The sequence below is a fragment of the Natrinema sp. 74 genome (genome assembly GCF_046097095.1).
GTDB lineage: Archaea > Halobacteriota > Halobacteria > Halobacteriales > Natrialbaceae > Natrinema.
In genome coordinates this window covers 1-19,492 of sequence record NZ_CP175698.1, presented here as the reverse complement: position 1 = coordinate 19,492, position 19,492 = coordinate 1, and the positions used below count along the sequence as shown (strand labels likewise).

At 64.7% G+C, this 19,492-nt stretch carries 17 protein-coding genes; 6 read left to right on the top strand and 11 right to left on the bottom strand.

The genetic code is table 11. The annotated features are described in order from the left end of the window. Positions 1-282 precede the first annotated feature (282 nt). The gene (locus ACJ70B_RS00085) at positions 283-1,050 is read left to right on the top strand and encodes a competence/damage-inducible protein A (RefSeq protein ID WP_408958386.1); all 768 of its coding nucleotides are present in this window, start codon (positions 283-285) and stop codon (positions 1,048-1,050) included. Between the two features lie 15 nt (positions 1,051-1,065). Here the strand turns inward: ACJ70B_RS00085 and ACJ70B_RS00080 are convergent, their stop codons facing one another. Next, positions 1,066-1,710 carry a metal-dependent hydrolase gene (locus tag ACJ70B_RS00080; protein ID WP_408958385.1) on the bottom strand — a complete coding sequence of 215 codons (645 nt, stop codon included), beginning with the start codon at positions 1,708-1,710 and terminating at the stop codon, positions 1,066-1,068. Between the two features lie 117 nt (positions 1,711-1,827). On the opposite strand from ACJ70B_RS00080, the gene ACJ70B_RS00075 reads away from it, so the two are divergent. Then, positions 1,828-2,538, top strand: coding sequence for a helix-turn-helix domain-containing protein (locus ACJ70B_RS00075; RefSeq protein WP_408958384.1), 711 nt, complete (start codon positions 1,828-1,830; stop codon positions 2,536-2,538). Positions 2,539-2,899: 361 nt separating this feature from the next. Here the strand turns inward: ACJ70B_RS00075 and ACJ70B_RS00070 are convergent, their stop codons facing one another. From ACJ70B_RS00070 to gcvT, 3 genes are all read right to left on the bottom strand, one after another. Next, on the bottom strand, positions 2,900-3,784 hold the full coding sequence (locus tag ACJ70B_RS00070) for a hypothetical protein (protein WP_408958383.1): 885 nt from the start codon (positions 3,782-3,784) through the stop codon (positions 2,900-2,902). Positions 3,785-4,553: 769 nt separating this feature from the next. Then, on the bottom strand, positions 4,554-4,940 hold the full coding sequence (gcvH, locus tag ACJ70B_RS00065) for a glycine cleavage system protein GcvH (protein WP_408958382.1): 387 nt from the start codon (positions 4,938-4,940) through the stop codon (positions 4,554-4,556). A gap of 1 nt (position 4,941) precedes the next feature. After that, positions 4,942-6,072, bottom strand: a complete 1,131-nt coding sequence (gene gcvT / locus ACJ70B_RS00060; protein WP_408958381.1) for a glycine cleavage system aminomethyltransferase GcvT — start codon at positions 6,070-6,072, stop codon at positions 4,942-4,944. Positions 6,073-6,284: 212 nt separating this feature from the next. Between gcvT and ACJ70B_RS00055 the strand changes: the two genes are divergently transcribed. Then, positions 6,285-7,766 carry an aldehyde dehydrogenase family protein gene (locus ACJ70B_RS00055; protein ID WP_408958380.1) on the top strand — a complete coding sequence of 494 codons (1,482 nt, stop codon included), beginning with the start codon at positions 6,285-6,287 and terminating at the stop codon, positions 7,764-7,766. A gap of 54 nt (positions 7,767-7,820) precedes the next feature. Here ACJ70B_RS00055 and ACJ70B_RS00050 read toward each other — a convergent pair whose 3' ends face one another. Beyond that, the gene (locus ACJ70B_RS00050) at positions 7,821-9,449 is read right to left on the bottom strand and encodes a S8 family serine peptidase (protein ID WP_408958379.1); all 1,629 of its coding nucleotides are present in this window, start codon (positions 9,447-9,449) and stop codon (positions 7,821-7,823) included. A 272-nt stretch (positions 9,450-9,721) separates the two neighbouring features. On the opposite strand from ACJ70B_RS00050, the gene ACJ70B_RS00045 reads away from it, so the two are divergent. Further along, the gene (locus ACJ70B_RS00045) at positions 9,722-10,192 is read left to right on the top strand and encodes an NYN domain-containing protein (RefSeq protein WP_408958378.1); all 471 of its coding nucleotides are present in this window, start codon (positions 9,722-9,724) and stop codon (positions 10,190-10,192) included. Between the two features lie 6 nt (positions 10,193-10,198). Here the strand turns inward: ACJ70B_RS00045 and ACJ70B_RS00040 are convergent, their stop codons facing one another. Both ACJ70B_RS00040 and ACJ70B_RS00035 read right to left on the bottom strand, forming a co-directional pair. After that, the gene (locus tag ACJ70B_RS00040) at positions 10,199-10,471 is read right to left on the bottom strand and encodes a TRAM domain-containing protein (protein WP_408958377.1); all 273 of its coding nucleotides are present in this window, start codon (positions 10,469-10,471) and stop codon (positions 10,199-10,201) included. Then, a complete protein-coding gene (locus tag ACJ70B_RS00035; RefSeq protein WP_408958376.1) occupies positions 10,468-12,039 on the bottom strand; it encodes a Na+/H+ antiporter NhaC family protein in 1,572 nt (523 codons plus the stop codon). The genes ACJ70B_RS00040 and ACJ70B_RS00035 overlap by 4 nt, the downstream gene beginning before the upstream one ends. A gap of 273 nt (positions 12,040-12,312) precedes the next feature. On the opposite strand from ACJ70B_RS00035, the gene ACJ70B_RS00030 reads away from it, so the two are divergent. Beyond that, positions 12,313-12,564 carry a hypothetical protein gene (locus ACJ70B_RS00030; protein WP_408958375.1) on the top strand — a complete coding sequence of 84 codons (252 nt, stop codon included), beginning with the start codon at positions 12,313-12,315 and terminating at the stop codon, positions 12,562-12,564. Positions 12,565-12,604: 40 nt separating this feature from the next. Here the strand turns inward: ACJ70B_RS00030 and ACJ70B_RS00025 are convergent, their stop codons facing one another. Further along, the gene (locus tag ACJ70B_RS00025; RefSeq protein WP_408958374.1) at positions 12,605-13,465 is read right to left on the bottom strand and encodes a UbiA family prenyltransferase; all 861 of its coding nucleotides are present in this window, start codon (positions 13,463-13,465) and stop codon (positions 12,605-12,607) included. 109 nt (positions 13,466-13,574) lie between these two features. On the opposite strand from ACJ70B_RS00025, the gene ACJ70B_RS00020 reads away from it, so the two are divergent. Then, positions 13,575-15,266 carry a thiamine pyrophosphate-binding protein gene (locus ACJ70B_RS00020; protein WP_408958373.1) on the top strand — a complete coding sequence of 564 codons (1,692 nt, stop codon included), beginning with the start codon at positions 13,575-13,577 and terminating at the stop codon, positions 15,264-15,266. A 115-nt stretch (positions 15,267-15,381) separates the two neighbouring features. On the opposite strand, the gene ACJ70B_RS00015 is transcribed toward ACJ70B_RS00020, so the two are convergent. The 3 genes from ACJ70B_RS00015 to ACJ70B_RS00005 form a co-directional block, all read right to left on the bottom strand. Then, positions 15,382-16,929 carry a TrkH family potassium uptake protein gene (locus ACJ70B_RS00015; RefSeq protein ID WP_408958372.1) on the bottom strand — a complete coding sequence of 516 codons (1,548 nt, stop codon included), beginning with the start codon at positions 16,927-16,929 and terminating at the stop codon, positions 15,382-15,384. 168 nt (positions 16,930-17,097) lie between these two features. Then, positions 17,098-17,964, bottom strand: coding sequence for a hypothetical protein (locus tag ACJ70B_RS00010; protein ID WP_408958371.1), 867 nt, complete (start codon positions 17,962-17,964; stop codon positions 17,098-17,100). Positions 17,965-18,057: 93 nt separating this feature from the next. Then, positions 18,058-19,485 carry an FAD-binding oxidoreductase gene (locus tag ACJ70B_RS00005; protein ID WP_408958370.1) on the bottom strand — a complete coding sequence of 476 codons (1,428 nt, stop codon included), beginning with the start codon at positions 19,483-19,485 and terminating at the stop codon, positions 18,058-18,060. Between the last annotated feature and the right edge of the window lie 7 nt (positions 19,486-19,492).

Below are 19,492 nucleotides of genomic sequence, written 5' to 3'. Positions count from 1 at the left end.
CACGCTCGTCGAGCGATTCGACGGGTCCGCCCACTCGAGCCGTCGGGCCGACCGACGATGCTCGGCGACGGTAACGGAGTACCGATCCCGCCGCCGGTAAACGCGACCATACGGTCACTTGGCACACGACTTACAAAACCGTAGCGCTGGTGAGCGGCCGCGGTACGGGCGGCCACTCGTCCGAAGCCACCGTCGGCCGATACCGACGGCGACACCGATGACGGGTCACTCGACGACGGTCGGGTCCGGAGCCGATAACTGTCCGTGACTCCAACGGCGATCATGAACGTCGCGATCGTCACCGTCGGCGACGAGATCCTCGCGGGATCGACGACCAACACCAACGCGGCGTGGCTGGCCGAGCAGATCACCGCACGCGGCAGCACCGTCGGCCGAATTCTGACGATCCCCGACGACCGCGACCTCATCGCCGACTACGTCGCCCGCTGGAGCGACGACTTCGACGCCGTCATCGTCACCGGCGGCATCGGCGGCACGCCCGACGACGTGACCGTCGAGGCCGTCGCCGACGGCCTCGAGCGCGAATTCGTCGTCCACGGCGAGATCCGCGAGCGGCTGGGCGAGAAGGCCGCCGCCTTCCGCGACGAGAACCCCGAGATGGTCGAGGAGTACGACCTCCAACTCGATATCGACGCCGCGGCCTCGATCCCCGAGGGCGCAACGCCCATCGTCGTCGACGAAGGGTGGGCTCCCGGCTGCGTCGTCGAGAACGTCTACGTCTTCGCCGGCATCCCCGACGAGATGCAGGCCATGTTCGAGTCGGTCGCCGACGAGTTCCGGGGCGACGCGGTCGCTCGGACGATCTACACGCCGGCCCCCGAGGGGTCGCTCCACGAGACGCTCGAGGAGGTGAGCCAGCAGTTCGACGTTTCGGTCGGCAGCTATCCCCGCAGTGAGCACCGACCGGGTCGGATTCGGGTCTCGAGTACGGATCTCGAGACGGTCGACGCGGCGATCGACTGGCTCCGAGAGCGCGTCGAGACGACCGAACCGCCCTCTGCGAGCGATGCCGGTGACGAGTCGACGTAGCGGCGAGTCGACGCGTTACTCGGCGTGCCGATCCTCGAGAATCCGCACGCCCACCGCGGTCAGCCCGGCGACGGTGAGTACGAATCGCTCGCCGGTCGCCGCGACGGGGAAGATGCGCTCGACGCCCGTCGCGGGTTCGCCGCGGGTGGGGTCGAAGCCGGTTCTGTAGTGGGTGTTCTCGGTCGTCCCGCGGGCCGTCGACTCGGCGAGTCCGCTCCCCTCGAGTTCGACGAACGTCTGGACGAGCCCGCGCTGGTCGCTGACCAGTAGCGAGCCAGAGAGGTCGTAAAACCGGTCGTGAAGCGGCCAGAAGAGGTTGACGCCGTTGAAGAAGGCGTCGAACAGAATATGCGCGAACAGCAACGCCGCCAGCGTCGTCCACGCGACTCGAGGAGCGCGATCGCCCCACCGCCGTCGAACGATCGATTCCTCGCGAATCGCGCCGTCCCAGCGGAGGACGGCGGCGGGGACGAGGACGATCCAGAGGTTGTGCAACGCCGCGCGGTGGGTACCGGGGACGACGATGCCGATCAGCGTATCGAGGTCGAGGACGGCGACACACCCCATTACGATCAGGATCGCTCGCGTGTCGAACTCGTCGCCGAGCAGCGCGACGCCGAGCAGACCCGCGAACGCGACGTGGACGACGGTCGATGGCACGTTCCGCCGACTCGAACCGCGAGGGCTTGACTGTTGGGGCGCTCGGGTGGGCTCTTCCGACTCGTCACAGCGGTCCGTCTCCGGTAGGTACTTGAGTCGACCGGGCGACCGACGGATATGGGCGGGCGCGGACCGAAACGGGAACTCGCGGAGAAGATCGCCGGAGAGATCACGCTGAGCGACGACCCCGGGGCGACGCTGCGGAAGTGGCGCACCGACTTCGACGTCTCGCAGACCGATCTCGCGGCCGAACTCGACGTCTCGTCGTCGGTCATCTCGGACTACGAGAGCGGTCGCCGGGAGAGTCCCGGCATCGGCGTCGTCGGCCGGCTCGTCGAGGGACTGCTCGTGATCGACGAACGCCGCGGCGGTGAGCGCATTCGGCAGTACGGCCGGGTCCTCTCGGCGGGCTTTGAGAGCGATGTCGTGTACGACCTCCGGGAGTACGCCACCTCGCTTCCCCTCACGCGGCTCTACGACGATATCGAGGCGACCGAGGTGGCCTCGAGCGGCACCGAGCAGGTCAGCGGCCACACGGTTATCGACAGCATCGAAGCGATTACACGGCTCTCGAGCGAGGAGTTCTTCCGCCTCTACGGGCAGAGCACGAACCGCGTCCTCGTGTTTACAAACGTCACGCAGGGTGAGGGCGTCGGCATCGCCCTCCGGATGGTGAATCCGACGCCGAACGCCGTGATCCTCCACGGGATCGAGGAGGAGGACCTCTGGGATCACGCAGAGGAACTGGCGCGTATCGACGGCTACTCGCTGGCCGTCACGTCGGCACCGCTTGACGACGTACTCGAGCACCTCGTCACCCTCGAGTGAGGGTGCAGGGGCGAAAGAGCGGTCGAGAATCGACTCTCAGGCGATCTGTTCCTCGTATCTTACTCGCACAGATGAATACTTGCCTCGCGCGCGGCCGTCATCACGATGCTCCCTGCGGCCTAGTACACGTTCTACGCGCGACCCCGTATCGACCGCGCTGGGATCACCGTCAACACGGCCCGGCGGAGTACCGGCCGCTCGGCCGGACTGAGGATGTCCTCAAGCCGAGATCAGACGATAGATATAAGGATTCAGGATCTAGCACCGATACAGACAGTATTTGCATGACACTAGTATAGCCTCGAAAATTCGTTAGTATTACTAATAATCAGAATATGATCAAATATTCTTAGACCTAATATTATTTTGAAACCACCAAACTACTGGATCCATCATCCTCAGTTGTCGTGGATTCACTATCTACATAACTACTTGTTGTGTAGGTAATCCCAATTGATTTTGGGAAAGAGGCAGTGACACCAAATTTCGAATAGGTACCACTCCACGTATGATCATATATACCTAGAACCCTTGTATCGCTATCGTCATAGCAATCTGGATGATTTCGTGCATTCAGATACACACCGCCCCAGTAATAATCAGAGTATGTTTCACACGAATATCCCGCGCATGAGCCATTATCACCATATCCAGTATTTCGTGAAATATCTAGATCATTAACTGTAAATCCAAATGAGCCAAAACCTGCTGCATCATCATCGTAGTCAACATACTCACTAGATGTCGATGTTTCAGATAAGCCACTCCATGCCCGCTCCCAGCAAGTGTCTTTCCATGCAAACCCAATGGTATCAAGCGGATCTTCACCATAACTATCAGATGACGTTCCCTGTTTCAAGTAATATCTCCAATATAGTTCAACATAATATGCTGGGACATTTATCGAAGGACTACTTAGCGACATCACAATATCAATCCCAGAGGTGTCGATATTATCTATATTTTGAGTTGAGATACCATCAGTTACATTTGATTCCTTTGTATTCCTGAAAGGATACCTTCCTTTACTACTAGTCGTTTTTATGCCATTTTCTTTGAGGTATTTTTTGTAGGTCGCTACTCCACTTTCTCTCCGTATTTTTGTTGCGGTTTGTATTCTTTCCTTAAACTTCTCTATTTCAGAGGTTCGAGCAGAACCAACTGTTGAGAGTCCAGTAAGAGCTGTGCCCGTTCCAATCGCCTTCAGTACGTTCCGTCGAGATCGGAACTCTGGTTTTCTAACCATATTAAGAATTAGTGTTCCAACCTATATAAAGTTAACTACTGGACTATATTAGTTATAATATAATGGCCAAAGTCAGAATTAGGGTATGAATGGGGAATATCGGCACTGTCTAGTTAGGTATTTCTGGCGTCGAATCGACGCTTCAGCGGCTGTCGTAGCACTACTGCTAAAGGATGAGATACTCACTCTTTGTGAGAAGTGTGCTGAAGGTGCTGAATGTTCGCTGCTCGTCGCTCGAGTCTCTACTTGTGTCAGAGACTAGATGACGATGTCACAGGAGCCATCACGTCTTCACCGGTTCCACGTCTTACGGTTTCCCTTATCTAGACAGTGCCGGAATATCAGTAGCATAAATATAGAGTATTTTCATGGTAGGCGTATTACTCGGCACAGTACTGTGTAGTGCACTCAGTACAGAGTGCGATCAAGAGGCATAACTGACGAAGTAGGGACGGGATGACAGTGCAAAATGGCGACGATTAACAGATCATGTTAGACGTGTCTTTCCTAAACAAGGAATGAGAATCCATATTTACGACTCGGTATACGCTAGACCCCAGAAAAGATGACAAATCAAATGATTCACCAGAAACTGGAATTCGTCTATGAGGTTGTAACTGAGATAGCAGTAACGGTCACCGAATTCACTGGGGACGCGCACTTCGGAACACGAAGTAACCCCATCGCGATTGAAGACAATCAAGATAGAGAGACTTACATGGGATTCGCTTGTTGAGTGGTGTTCTAGTTCCGTCTTAACCAATTCGCATCACGCGATCTGCTCCTCGTACTCGTTCGCAGAAAGCAGCGCCTCGAGTTCGTCGAGGTTGTCGGGCTCGATCTCGAGCATCCAGCCCTCGCCGAAGGGGTCGTCGTTGACGAGTTCGGGCGCGTCGAAGAGGTCGTCGTTGATCGCGATGACCTCGCCGCCGACGGGTGCGTAGAGGTCAGAGACGGCTTTGATCGACTCGACGACGCCGAACTCGCCCTCCTGAGAGAGGTCGTCGCCCACGTCGGGGAGTTCGACGAAGACCACGTCGCCGAGTTCGTCCTGTGCGAAGTCGGAGATGCCGACTCGAACGGTGTCGTCGTCCGTCTCGAGTGCCCACTCGTGTGATTCCAGGTACCGTCTGTCGTCGGGAACGTCGAAGCTCATGTTATACTGTGTCGATGAATGGTGTTGTTTCGACTCTTGCCTTTTTGGACTGGCCGCGGACGACGATCTGCAGCGTCGTCCCCGGTTCGGCGTACTCGACGGGGACGTAGCCGAGGCCGATCGGCCGCTCGAGGGTCGGGCTCATCGTGCCGCTGGTGACGGTGCCGACGACTCGGCCCTCGGCGTTCGTGATGTCGTAGCCGTGTCGGGGGACGCCGCGGTCGATTAGCTCGAAGCCGACGAGTCGCTCCGCGACGCCCGCCGCCTCGACCTCGGTCAAGGTGTCTCGGCCGACGAACTCGGTCTCGAGTGCGACGGTAAAGCCGATCCCGGCCTCGTAGGGCGTCCGCGGGTCGACCTCGGGGTCGAAGTCCTGCCCGGCCAACAGGAGGCCGGCCTCAATGCGGAGCGTATCGCGAGCGCCGAGCCCGCAGGGCTGACAGTCGAAGGTGGCCCAGATCTCTTCGGCTGTGGCCCACGGGACGATCAGTTCGAAGCCGTCCTCGCCGGTGTAGCCCGTGCGGGCCGTCCAGCACTCGACGCCGTCGATCGTCGCGTAGCGGGCCTCGAAGCGCTCGAGATCGGCGACCGATTCGTCGGTCGCGTCCTCGACCAGACCGACCGCGTTCGGCCCCTGAACGGCGAACATGGCGTACTCGTCGGTCCGGTTGTCGACGGTCGCCTCGAGCCCCCACTCGTTGCGGTACTCGAGCCACCGCTCGTGGGTCGCCTCGTCGGTGCCGGCGTTAGGAACGAACAGATAGGTCGCGCCGTCGCCGTCACCTCGAGACGCTGTAGTCGTTTCGCCGTCCTCGCCGGGCAGCCGATAGACGACGGTGTCGTCGAGGATGATCCCGTCCTCGTCGGTGATGGCGGCGTACTGGGAGTCGCCCACCGCGAGCCGGGAGACGTCGTTCGACGTGAGCCGCTGCATCAGTTCCGTCGCGTCCGGACCGGAGACGTGAATCTGGCCCATGTGCGAGACGTCGAAGATGCCCGCGTCACCCCTGACGGCCGCGTGCTCGGTCCGGATCGAATCGAACTCGACCGGCATGTCCCAGCCGCCAAACTCCGTGAACTTCGCCCCGCGCTCGTCATGAATCCCACGTAACGGCGGCGTCTGAAGCGGCATATCCGGAACGTCATCCGCGGAGTAGTAATGTCTTTTCGTCGCCCCAATCGGCCGCAGTCGCGAATCGTCCGGCGGCCCTCGAACCGCACGGGCCTCCGTCTCCGCGATCGGGTCGCTTCGCGGCTAGCGTAACCGTGTGTGGTTACAACTGATCGACCCGGCGTCTCCGGTTGCCGAAAGTATATCCCAAAACCTACCGTAACCGTGTGCGTATGAGCGCCCCGAAACTCGAGCCACAGGCGGCGTGGGATCGGATTTACATCGACGGCGAGTGGCGTGCGGCCGCGAGCGGCGAGACGCTCTCCGTCGATAACCCGGCGAAACAAGAAGCGTTTACCGAAGTGCCGGCGGCGACCGAGGAGGACGTCGACGCGGCCTACGAGGCGGCCGAGGCCGCCCAGCCCGACTGGGAGGACACACCCCGCGAGGAGCGCAACGAGATCGTCCAGAATCTGCTGGACGAACTCAACGCCCGCTTCGAGGAGATCGCGGGCCTGCTCGCCACCGAGGCCGGAACCCCCGGCTACCGCGCGATGGGCGAGTTTGCCACTGCGACCGGCGACGTCGAGATGGCGCTGGAACTCGAGCCACCGGAGGAAGAAGTCCGGCCCTCGTCGTCGATCGACGACAAGGACAACCACATCGTCTACGAGCCGGTCGGCGTCGTCGGCGTCATCTCGCCGTGGAACTTCCCGCTCCACCTCTCCTTGCGCGCCGTCGCGCCGGCGATCGCACTGGGCAACACCGTCGTCCTGAAGCCGGCGACGGACACCCCGATTACCGGCGGGCTGCTCATCGCGAAGCTCTGCGAGGCCGCGGGCGTCCCCGACGGCGTCGTCAACGTCGTCACCGGCCGCGGATCGGACATCGGCGATCGGATGACCAGCCACCCGACGCCGCGGGTCGTCTCCTTTACCGGCTCGACGGCCGTCGGCAAGGGCGTCGCCGAAAACGCCGCCGGAAACCTCGCGCTGCCGGCCCTCGAACTCGGCGGGAACGCACCCTTCATCGTCACCGACGAGGCCGACCTCGAGCGGGCCGCCCGCGCCGGCGCGTTCGGCTCCTTTTTCCATCAGGGGCAGGTCTGTATCTCGATCAATCGCCACCTCGTCCATGAGTCGCTGTACGACGAGTACGTCGATCTGCTGGTCGACCACGCCGAATCGCTCGTGATGGGCGACCCCTCGGAGAACGAGGATGTCACCTTCGGCCCGGTCCAGAACGAGACCCAGCGCGACGATCTGGTCTCGTTCATCGAGGAGACGATCGAGGCGGGCGCGACCCTCGAGACGGGCGGCGAGGCGGACGGCCTGTTCGTCGAGCCAACTATCCTCTCGGACTGCACCAACGACATGCCGACGGCCTGTAACGAGCACTTCGGCCCCGTCGCGCCCGTAATCCCGTTCTCGGACGACGACGAAGCCATCGAACTGGCAAACGACACCGAGTACGGCCTCTCGGCGGCGGTCTTCTGCGAGGACGAGGAGCGCGCTCGGGACCTCGCCGACCGGGTCGAGGCCGGCATGGTCCACATCAACGACCAGCCGATCAACGAGGACCACAACGCGCCCTTCGGCGGCGTCAAAAGCTCGGGCCTCGGCCGCTACCACGGCGAGTGGATCGTCCAGGAACTGACCGAGCCCAAGTGGATCTCGGTGCAAGGCGAGGAGCGCGACTACTTCATCTTCGAGTAACGCGGTGGTCGATCGGGCAGACGGCCGCCGCCCCATCCGCGCTCGAGCCGTCAATTACCGCCCGCGTTCCTCGAGCCGCAGCGTGTACTCACCGGACCCGCTTTTCGCGTGGACCTGCAGCCCGAGGTCCTCTCCGCCCTCGAGCGCGAACGTGACCGACTCGGTCGTGCCCGACCCGGTCGAGGCCTCGTCGTGGTCCCACCGGCCGGGCGAGCGGCCGTCGGTGGTCACGTAGAGGTTGAAGTCGCCGCTCGAGGGCCCCTCGAGCGAGACCGTGATCGAGCAGGGGTCGGCCGTCTGCAGCGCGTAATCGTACCGGTCGCTCTCGCCCCACCAGCCGCTGCCGTCGAGCGAGCCGTCGGCGCTCGCGGTGACGGTCTCGTCGCCGCACTGACTCGTCGAGTCCGCACCGGACTCGCCGCTGCCGGTCTCGCCGTCGCCGAACGGGTCCGTCTCGACCGCCCGGGCCGCGTCGACGCGGCCGTCCCCCTGTTCGGTCTCGCCGAGACCCACGTCGACGGCGGTCTCGCGGAGATGGTGGCGGAGTTCCGACCGCGTGAGGTCGGGGTACGCCGAGAGCGCGAGTCCGGCGACGCCGGCGACGACCGGCGACGCCATCGAGGTGCCCGACATCCGCGCGTAGCCGTCGCCGGTGACGCTCGAGACGAGGCGGTTCCCCGGCGCGGCGAGTTCGATCTCCGGGCCGGTATTCGAAAAGGAGGCGATCGAGTCGTCGTCCGCGAGCGCCGAAACGGCGACGACGGTGTCCTCGGAGGCGGGCGAGAAGACCCGGTCGGTTCCGGAGTTGCCGGCCGCGGCGACGAGCAGGACGCCCCGGTCGGCCGCGTATTCGCAGGCCGAGCGCATGGTCTCGTAGGAGCCGTCGACGCCCAGCGAGAGGTTGACGATATCCGCGCCGGCGTCGGCAGACCACTGAATCGCGTCGACGATGTCCGAGAGCGACCCCTGTCCGGTCTCGTCCAGGGCGCGCGCGGAGAGCAGCGAGCAGTCGCTGATTCCCGCGTGGCCGGTACCGTCGTCGGTGCCGCCGGCGGCGATGCCGCCGACGTGTGTGCCGTGGTCCTCGTCGGTCGCGGGGTACGGATCGCCGTCGTCGTCGGCGAAGTCCTCGCCGATTCGATCGTCGACGACCGACTCGAGCGCGGGGTGGTCGTATTGGATCCCCTGGTCGATGACGGAGATAACGACATCCGAACTGCCACGCGTCGTCTCCCACGCCCGTTCACAGCCGATCTGCTGGGGTGCGTGTTGGGAGTCGTAGTAGGGATCGTCGGGCGTGAGCAGCGACTGGACCGTGACGTTGGGCTCTGCGTACTCGACTGCCGGCGAGCGCGTGATCGCTTCGATGAACTCCTCGCGGGCGTGGTCGGAGGCCGCCGACGGGAAGGAGACGACGGCGTAGCGAATCGTCTCGTTGCTGTGGACGACCTCGGCGTCACCGGGGACGGCGGCCCGCGCTTTCGCGGCCACGTCGTCGGCGTCTGGATCGATGCCGACGATAATTTCGTCTTTCTTCGGACCCGGGTCGCGGCCGGGCGTCGCGCTCGTGACGCCGCTCGAGCCGATCAGTCCGCCGAGGGCGATCGAGCCAGCACCGGTTAGCATCGTCCGCCGATGGTACGTCCGATCGGCGCTGTCGTCGGGGGGACTGTTCTGTGTCATGGGACGACGGTCACACTCCGATGAAAGTAGTAAACTCTTATCGAACACTGAGTTGTTTATTCACGAATATTTCAGAATGGGGGAGAGAGTACGAAATTCAGAACGACTTAACCTGAGAATCTGTGCAGCCGTCGGATGAAGGGGCGGCACCGAACGGGACAAACGGCGGGAGCGTTTTCGACGGCAGACGCCGCGCTCGAGCGTCAGCGGGGGCGACGCGATCGGCGCTCCGTTTCGTCACACCTATCCCCCGGCCGCGGAAATCCCCGCGCATGTTCGACCGCGTTCGCGCCCGTCTCGGCCGTCTCGACGATTCACAGCCTCCCGCGGAGCCGTCGGTGGGGCTGTTCGTCGACGGGCCGAACGTCCTCCGCGACGAGTTCGACGTCGACTTAGACGACCTCCGCGACGCGGCCCGCGACCTCGGCCGAGTCGGCGTCATCAGACTCTACCTCGACGAACACGCCACGCCGGGGCTCATTCAGGCCGCCGAAGCCCGCGGCTTCGAGGTCGTCGTCACCAGCGGCGATGTCGACGTGAAACTCGCCGTCGACGCGACCGCACTCGCCGGCGATGCCACCATCGATCGACTCGCGATCGCCTCTCGAGACACGGACTTCAAACCGGTCCTCGAACACGCGGGGACCGTCGGCGTCGAGACGATCGCCATCGCGCCGGGCTCGTACGGCCGCTCGGACGCGCTACGGAACGCGGCCGACGAGGCGGTGACGATCGATCCCTAAAAGCAGTCAGCCGCTATAGGAGCTCTCGCCGACGATCTCGAGGAGTTCGCCGCGGCCAGACGCGGTCGTCTCGTCGAAGTCGGTCACACGGACGCGAACCTGTTTCTCGACGGCATCCGGGCCGGCACCGTCGACGACCAGTTCCGTGTCGCCGATGAACGCTCGACCGCTAGTGCCGTTGGTCTCCGCAACGAAGACGTCGATTTCAGCGCCTTCCTCGAGCGAGGGGTGGTTCGCCCGGAACCGCCACCCCTTGAGGTATTTGCTGAGGAGGCTCATACGCGTGCCACCTCCTCGCTCTCGCGGTCGATGACGTATTCGCGGCCGAAGCCGGTCAGTGCGGCGACGACGAACACCGCGACGAGCAACCAGCCCTGAAAGACGAACGGAACGACATCGATCGGCGTGACGACCATCGACTGATCGAACCACTCGTAGTCGTCGGGGAGTTCCTGCATCGCGCTGTAGCCAGCCAGCACGCCGCCCGACCACGGGAAGATGTAGCCAAGCGCCGCGGTCTGACCGTCCAAGATGTTCGCGCGCCGGTAGCCGTTTAAGTTGAACCGCTCGCCGATCTTCGAGATATAGGGGCCGATCGCCACCTCGGCGGCGGTGTTGATCGTGATGATCGCGTTGATCAGCGCCGCGGAGCCGACCATCGTGAGCTCGGCGTTGCGAACGCTCGTCGCGAGGTTCTCGATCGACCACTCGAGCAGCACCTCGAACGCGCCGCCGCGGATCATGATCTGGGCCGCGCCGATGATCAGCAAGACGAGGATCGAGAGCTCGAGGAAGCCGGCGACGCCGGTCATGAGGCTCCCGGTGACGCCGACCGCGTCGGGGTTGTCGACGATCGTGAGGAAGGGGAGTCCAGCGAGGGGCTCGGAAAGCGGTGCGTCCGGCGGCGCGTTGAACATGACGATGTCGCCGACGCCCGCGAGGCCGAAGGAGAGGTTGAAGACGACGGCGATGACGATGCCCCATGAGATCGCCTCGACGATGTGACGGCCGGCGACCGCCGCGCCGATGACGGCGAGCATCGAGACGACGTGGATGAGGCCAATCGCCTCGCTCCCGGAGAGGAAGATTGCCTGGGCTTGGGCACCGACCTCGAGGCCGTCCATCGCGCCGCCGGCGACGACGTAGCCGACGAACGCGATCGCGGCGGCGATGATCACGTACTTGAATCGGGAGGCGACGACGCCGCCGATGTCGGCGTCTTGCGTGACGGCACTGACGATCGTCGTGTCGCTGACGGGCGCTAAGTTATCGCCGAAGATCGCGCCCGAGAGGATCGCGCCGAACAGCAAGACGGGGTTGGCACCGAGCAAGACCCCGGCCGGGAAAAAGAGGCCGACGAAGGCGACAGTCGCGCCGTAGCCGGTACCGATCCCGGTCGTGAAGACGGCTGCGAGGACGAACGTGATCGCCGGGAACAGCGCCGCACCGACGCCGGCGGTGTCGGCCAGCCAGACGAGGCCGCCGACGAAACCGCCGTCCTGAAGCAGTTGCGCGAACATCCCGGCCCAGATCCACGCGACGATCGCCGTCACGGCGACGGGCTGGGTCATCCCCTCGAAGATCGTATTGGCGTAGGTCCGCCAGGTCCCCCGGACGAAGAACATCCCGAGGATGAGCCCGATCAGGATTCCAACGATGAGCCCGCCAGTGTCGCCGATCCGCCAGAGGGCGGTCTGTACGATGGCCCAGACGATGAAGAATGCGATCGGAACCGCGCTCATCCCCCGACCGCCGTAGAACTCGACGGTCGGTCCGCTCTCACGATCCGGCTGTGCGAACCTGTCGCCCGGTTCGTCGCCGGGCGATCCGTCGCCGACATCACTCATGCTGGATCACGAACATTGCTATGCGCTACCGCTATCCATACCCACCATAATAGCTATTGCTGACAGGATCGATCATGTCGATTGTCGTTACTATCGCTGGCCGGCAGTGTTCGGGTGAGCGAGTCCCGCACAGAGTGGTTCCCGCGCAGCACGGCACCGTCTAGATGAGGCGACCGCACGACGTAACGACGGTCGAAACCGACGGTTCCGCGGATTTTCACGCCCGGAAGCGGGTAGAGATAGCCTTTTCGCTCGCGGCGACCTACCCGTCGCATGATTCCACGTTCTTCATCCAGTGCCGGATCGAAACGCGACCGCGCGATTCGGGCGCAACTGGCCGCGCTCGGCGAGCGACTCGAGGAGAGCGAGCAACGCCATCGCCAACTGCACAACACCGTCGCGGCCCTGGGTCGCGAAGTCGGGGTGTCGGTCGGTGCCCCGTGTAGCCGGTGTGCCGAGAGTCACACGCTCATCGCGGACGGCTACATGTACTGCCCGCGGTGTGGCCACCGACGCTCGCTGTGACCGGTCGAGTCGGGTTCGCAGCCACGCTCGAGCAGCGTTCTCAGACGAGGCTGCCGATCGGATCGAACCGCACTGCGGCGACGAGCACGGCGAGGAAGACGTAGGAGCCGCGGATGAGTAACATGGTCGCGAGTTCGGGGTCGGCCCGGCGTGCGACGAGTGCGACGGCGGCGAACGCGACGGCCGCAAGCAGCGACGTGACCGGGAAGACGTGCGCGAACACGAGGGCGGCGACGGCGATCAGTGCGAGGGTTATCAGGCCGTAGGCGACGCCGTAGGCGCGATCGGGGCCGACCGTCACGGCGACGGTCCGCTTTTCGATCGAGCGATCGTACGCGTAATCCTGGGCGTCGTCGATCACCTTGATCCCCGAGAGAAGGAGCAAGAAGACGAGCGCGAACGCGATCGGAGCCGCGGTGAGCGTCACCGCCTGCACGTAGTAGCCCCCGACCACCGAGAGGGCGATTCCGAGCGGGTAGCCCGTCGTCGCCGTCACGGGGTTCATATCGAGCTGTGGCGCGTGACAGTAGGCGATCAGCCACGTCGGGAGCACTAACACGACGGCGAACGGACCAACGAGGATGCCAAGGGCGATACAGCACAGTGCGAACGTCCCCGTCGACAGGGCGAGTGCGACCCGACAGCCGGTCGCGGTCAGCGGGTGGTCGTCGTCCTCGCCGCGGACGTGGAAATCGACGTAGCCGTCCTTGACGTGGGCCGTGTAGACCGCCGCGAATATCGCGATGACGTGGACCGCCGCGACCGATGGATCGATGTTCCCGGCGAGGATCGCACCGAACAGCGACGCGGCGAGGGGCGGGGTCATAAACACGGGATGGACCTGCGACCGGAACGCTCGAACCGTCGCGTCGATGCCCGTCTCGTTTCTCGCGAGGGCCATGTTCGAGCGACAACGAACCGATGTATAATACCCGGGCCGGCGCCGCAGACGCTCGATTCCGGGTTCCGAAACACACAGTTTGATGTGAGGTGGCGTGCCACGAGGGAGCATGACGGATGACTACACCGGTGCGGATCTCTTCACTGACGCTCTCGAGTCCTACGGCGTCGACTACGTTTTCGGAAACCCGGGGACGACCGAACTGCCGATCGTGGACGCGATCGGCGACAGCGACCTCGAGTACCGGCTCGGGCTCCACGAGGACATCGCGGTGGGGATGGCCTCGGGCTACGCCCAGCGCCGGCGGTATCACTCCCATCACGACGACTCGGTCACGCCGGTCGGCGTCGCGAATCTCCACATCGCGCCCGGGCTGGCCCACGGGCTAGGCAACCTCTATGCGGCCAAGATCGCCGGCGCGCCGCTGGTCGTGACGGCGGGCAATCATAGCACCGACTTCCGCCACGAAGAGCCGATCCTCTCAGGTCGGCTCGCGGACATGGCTCGGCAGTTCTGTAAGTGGTCCGATGAAGTGCTCAATGTCTCGACGCTGCCGACCATGCTCCGCCGGGCGTTTCGCGTCGCGATGACGCCCCCGACGGGGCCCGTCTTCCTCGGATTGCCACTCGACGTGACGATGGCTGAAACCGACGCCGAACCCGAACGGCTCGGCGAAATTCCCAACGCCGGCAGCGGCGATCCGGTGCAACTCGAGCGCGCCGCCGACCTGCTGGCCGAGGCCGAGAACCCGGTGCTGGTCGTCGGCGACCACGTCGCCCGATCCGGCGCTGACGCCGTCGCCGCGGCGGTCGACCTCGCGGAGGCGACCGGCGCTCGCGTCCACGGGGAGATCCTCTCTTCGGAGGTCGACTTCCCGACGGATCATGAGCAGTGGGTCTCGTATCTGCCGACGAACGAGGGGCTCACCTCGATGCTCATGGACACGGACACGCTCGTCTTCGCGGGCTGTTCGACGAACACGACGCTGACCCGCCACGAGGAGGCGCTGGTCGACGCCGACACGACCTGCATCCATCTCAGCGACGACGCCTGGCAGGTCGGCAAGAATCAGCCCGCCGACGCGGCCATCGTCGGCGATCCCGGCCTCGTCCTACAGGGACTCACCGAGCACGTCCGGGAGCGCCTCTCCGACGACGTCGTCGCCGACCGGCTCGAGGACGTCGCCGACGTGAAAGCGATGGTCGACGAGAAGATGGCCGGCTACGGCGAGGGCGACGAGAACGGCGATCCTCGCGCCTCGAAGGCCGAACTCGTCGACGCGATGGAGCGCGTGGCCGGCGACGCCGCCATCGTCGACGAGGGTGTCACCTCGAAGTACGCCATGTTGACCCGGTGGGACCTCGGCCCCGAGCAGTACATGTCGAACAAGGGCGGCGGCCTCGGCTACGGGCTACCGGCCGCCGTGGGTGCCGCCGTCGCCGAAGCGCAACTCGAGGAGCCCCGCGACGTGGTCGGCTTCATCGGCGACGGGTCCTATCAGTACTACCCGCACTCGATCTACAGCGCCGCCCGCTACGATCTCGATCTGACGGTCGTCGTCTCCGACAACCGCAACTACCGCATCCTCAAGGACAACACGCTCCACCTCATGGGCGGCGAGGAGGAGGACTACGACTTCGTCGGTATGGACTTCGAGCCCGCGGTCGACCTCGTGAAAAACGCCGAGAGCCACGGTGCGCGCGCCGAACGTGTCGAAACCCCCGACGGGATCGAAGGCGCACTCGAGGACGCGCTGACCCGCGACGGGACCGACGTGCTCGACGTGCTGGTCCACGACTGAGACGATCCACTGGACGGCAGTTCCGGCGTTCAGGGACCCATCCGGGGGATGCCGGTACCCAGTGACACCAGCCCGTATGAGCCGTCGGAGCCACCCGTCTCCGTCGGAGTCGTCATTACGACCGCCAGTACGCCGGCGTCAGGACGACCAGCACGGAGAGGATCTCGAGCCGGCCGATCCACATCAGGAAGACCATGTACAGCTTCGCGGCGTCGGAGAACGGTTCGTAGCTGTTCATCGGGCCGACCGCGCCGACGCCCGGGCCGACGTTGCCAAGCGTCGCGATCACGGCGCTTGCCGCCTCGAGCGCCGACAGCGAGAGCCCCGGCGTGCGATGGGCGTCGACGAGGAGGACGACGGTCGAGACCGCAAATAGCGTCAGGAACAGCGCTACGAAGACGAAGATGCCGTGGATCGTCTCCTCGTCGATGACCTCACCGGTGCCGCCCAGTCGGATCGGACGCACCGCCTGCGGGTGGACGAGCCGAAAGAGTTCGCGACGTATGGACGTCCGGACGACGTACCAGCGGACGATCTTGATCGAGCCGGCCGCCGAACCGGCCGAGCCACCCAGAAACATCGCGAAGATGAGGATCACCTGGGCCGACTCGCTCCACGTGTTGAAGTCCATGCTGGCGTAGCCGGTCGTCGTCACGATCGCGATCGCCTGAAAGAGCCCGTGGCGCAGCGAGCGCTCGAGGCTGCCCGGAATTGGAGCGACGCCGTCGGGGACCGCCGCGAGGCCGGCCCCGAGGAACAGCAGGACCGAGAGGAGCCCGCCGACGAATCCCATCGCGAGGAGGTACGTCCGGAACTCGGCGTTCTCGCTCAGCCGATCGGGGCGGCCCCGCCAGGCGTACCAGTAGAGCGCGAAGTTCGTCCCGGCGACGACCATGAAGCCCATGACCGCCCACTGGACGATTGGCTCGAAAGCCTCGACGCTGCGCCCCTCCGGGGAGAAGCCGCCGGTCGGCAGCGACGTGAGCGCGTGGGCGACGGCGTTGTAGAACGTCATCTCCGGAGCCAGCCCCGCGAGGTGGAGACCGTAGTAGACGACCACGGCGACGAGCGTGAACGCGGTGTAGATCAGCCAGAGCGCTCGCGCCGTCTCCCGAATGCGGGGCGTCAGCTTCTCTACTTGTAGACCGGGCGCTTCCTCCTGGATGATCTGGGTCCCGCCGACGGAGAGCTCCGAGAGGATCGCGACCATGAGCACGAGAATTCCCATGCCGCCGAGCCACTGGGTAAACTGTCGCCACAGCATGATCGACCGAGAGTGCGTCTCGACGGAGATATCGCCCATGACCGTCGCGCCGGTCGTCGTAAAGCCGCTCATGCTTTCGAAAATGGCGTTGACGGGAGCCGCGATCGTCCCCGTTCCGGCGACGAGATAGGGGAGCGTTCCGACCAGCGGGACGACGAGCCACGTCAGGGAGACGAGCAGGAAGGCCTCGCGGTGCTCGAGAACGGGTTCGGCCGCGAGGCGCTCCAGCCCCGCGCCGAGCGCGACGGCGACGACCAGCGTGACGAGAAACGGCAGCGGGGACTCCCGGTAGTACAGCGCGATCAGCGTTGGGAACAGCAGCGTCAACGAGAGGTATTTCACCACCGTACCGAGGAGGCTGCAACTGGCTCGAACGTCGACGTGAATCCTGCCTCTCATGGTCATTCGCGACCCGGACCGCGAGTCGGTCGGCCGCTGACCGAACTGACACTATCTCCGATAGATTCGATGTTAAAAACTGCCCCCGAACCGATGTCCATCGGTCGTGGGTCGACATTGGCACGTGTGCCGTCGGCGGACGATATCTCGGTCGCGCGCTCTCGAGGACTACGAAAAGAACTGCCGGTAGTGTGCGGCCATCGCCGCTCGAGCCGTCTGTGAGAACCGGGGGATGTAGTCCATATTAAAATACGACCGGGCTTCGTCGACCGGCTCGACGGCCTCGCCGAGTCTCCCCTGTTCCGTCGCGAATCGGTGGTCTCGCGGGGTGTTTCGGCTCTCGCGCGCCGAATAGCCCGTCGCCATCGGCGTGATTCCGTGGCGGACGAACAGACCGCTCGCCGCGGGGTGGTCCTGTGCGCCGCAACTGTGGGCACGCAGCCCCGGTGACGGGTCGCGGTGGGTCTCGTCGGCCGGGTAGTGGGGGAAGTCTGCCCAGCCGAGCACCGCGTGGCCGCATTCGTGGGCGGCGAAGTTCCGTATCAAGTCGGGCGGCATTCCGATGCGCACCCCGAACAGGCCGCCGAGCGCGGTGTTGACGTAGCCGTACGCGCCCGGCTCGGTCGTCTTCGTCCCGTCGTGTCCTGCGTACGACCGCATCGCACCCGCCGTAGTCGATCCGTCGATGATACATAGCGTCACCGTTTCTGCCGTCCGATCGGACTCGAGGGCGTCGTCGGCTGCGAGCGCGTCGAGGGTCTCGCGGTAGGACGGACTGATGTCGAAATCGGCGACCGTCGTCGGATCGGGTCGCACCTCGGCCGACCCCGGCGTCGCGTCCGTCCACGTCTCCGCGAACAGGCGTACGCCCGCGAGTACGGACCCGATCGCGCCGTCGGTCGGGCTGACCGACGCGTGGGGAACGACCTCTATCGTGAGGTGGCCTTCGCCGCCGGCGGCCGTGACGGTCCCCGCCAGGCCGACGGTCCCGGCGGTAACAAGGGACGCGTTCGCGAGAAACGTCCGGCGGTTCATTGGCGACGTGATTCGACGGCGGGGTGATAACGGTTGTGGGCGTCTCGACTTCGAGAGGGTAGTGCCGATCCTGAAACGGGGACTCGAGCCGGCTCAGCGGTCCGGGTCGCGCACGCGTTCGCCGTCGGCCGTCTCGGGGAAGATCTTCCCCGGGTTGAGCGTATCGGTCGGGTCGAGCGCCCGCTTGATCGTCCGCATGGTCTCGACCGCGCCGGCCCCGTGTTCCGGCTCGAGGTACTTCTGTTTCCCCTCGCCGACGCCGTGTTCGCCGGTGGCCGTGCCGCCGCGGTCGATCGCGAGTTCGACGACCTCCCGGTAGAGGCGCTCGCCGCGCTCGAGCTGGTCCGGATCGCTCGGGTCGACCATGACGCTGTAGTGGAGGTTGCCGTCGCCCGCGTGGCCGAAGCAGGGAACCAGGAGATCGTACTCGTCGGCCAGTCGCTTCGCCTCGCGGACGACCTCGGGGTAGTCGCTGATCGGCACCGTCACGTCGCCGGGGTGGAGCGGCTGGAGGTCCGGGTCGTACGTCGAGACGGCGTATGCCAGCTCCCGGCGCGCTTTCCAGAGTGCGTCCATCTCGGCGTCGTCGTCGCTCATCTCGAAGCGAGCGACGTCGTGGTCCTCGAAGATCGCCCGGCAGAGGTCGATCTCCTCGTCGACGCCGTGGTTTGCGTGGAACTCGAGGAAGACCATCGGCGCGTCGGGCAGGTCGCTGCCCAAATAGTCGTTGGCCATCGTCGCGCTCAGACCGTCGAGGAGCTCGATCCGGGCGACGGCGATCTCGGTTCGGATCGCGTCGAAGACGGCCTCGGCCGCGTCCTCGAGCGTCTCGAAGATCGCCCGCCCGCCGCGGATCTGCTCGGGCCGGCCCGCGAGTTCCAGCGTGGCCTCGGTGACGACGGCCAGCGTCCCCTCGCTGCCGACGATGAGGTCGGTCAAGTTGTAGCCGCTCGAGGTCTTGCTCGCTCGCGACCCGGTCTGGACGACGGTGCCGTCGGCGAGCACCGCCTCGAGACCGAGCACCCAGTCGGCGACCTCGCCGTAGCGGACCGTCTGCATCCCGCTGGCGTCGGTCGCGATCATCCCACCGATCGTCGAGATGTCGCCCGAGGAGGGCAGTGGCGGGAAGAAGAGCCCATCCGCAGCGACGTGTTCGTCGACGGCCGAGCCGATGATGCCGGGCCCGACGTCGATCTGGAAGTCGTCGGGCCGATAGTCGACCACGTCGTCCATGTGCATGAGATCGAGGCTGATCCCGCCGTGGGCCGGGACGGCGTTGCCCTCGAGTCCCGTGCCGGCCGCGTAGGGCGTGACGGGAACGCCGTGCTCGGTCGCTGCGGCGAGCACCGCCGATACGTCGTCGGTGGTGTCGGGCCAGACGATGGCATCGGGAAGCACACCGTCGTCGTCAGTGCGTTCCAAACTGTAGTCGGTCGCGTGCGATTCCAGGCGGCCGTCCGCGAATGAGACCTGATCGTCCGCGAGGTCGAGGTCCTCGAGGAACGAACAGTCGTGTGTCATACGACCA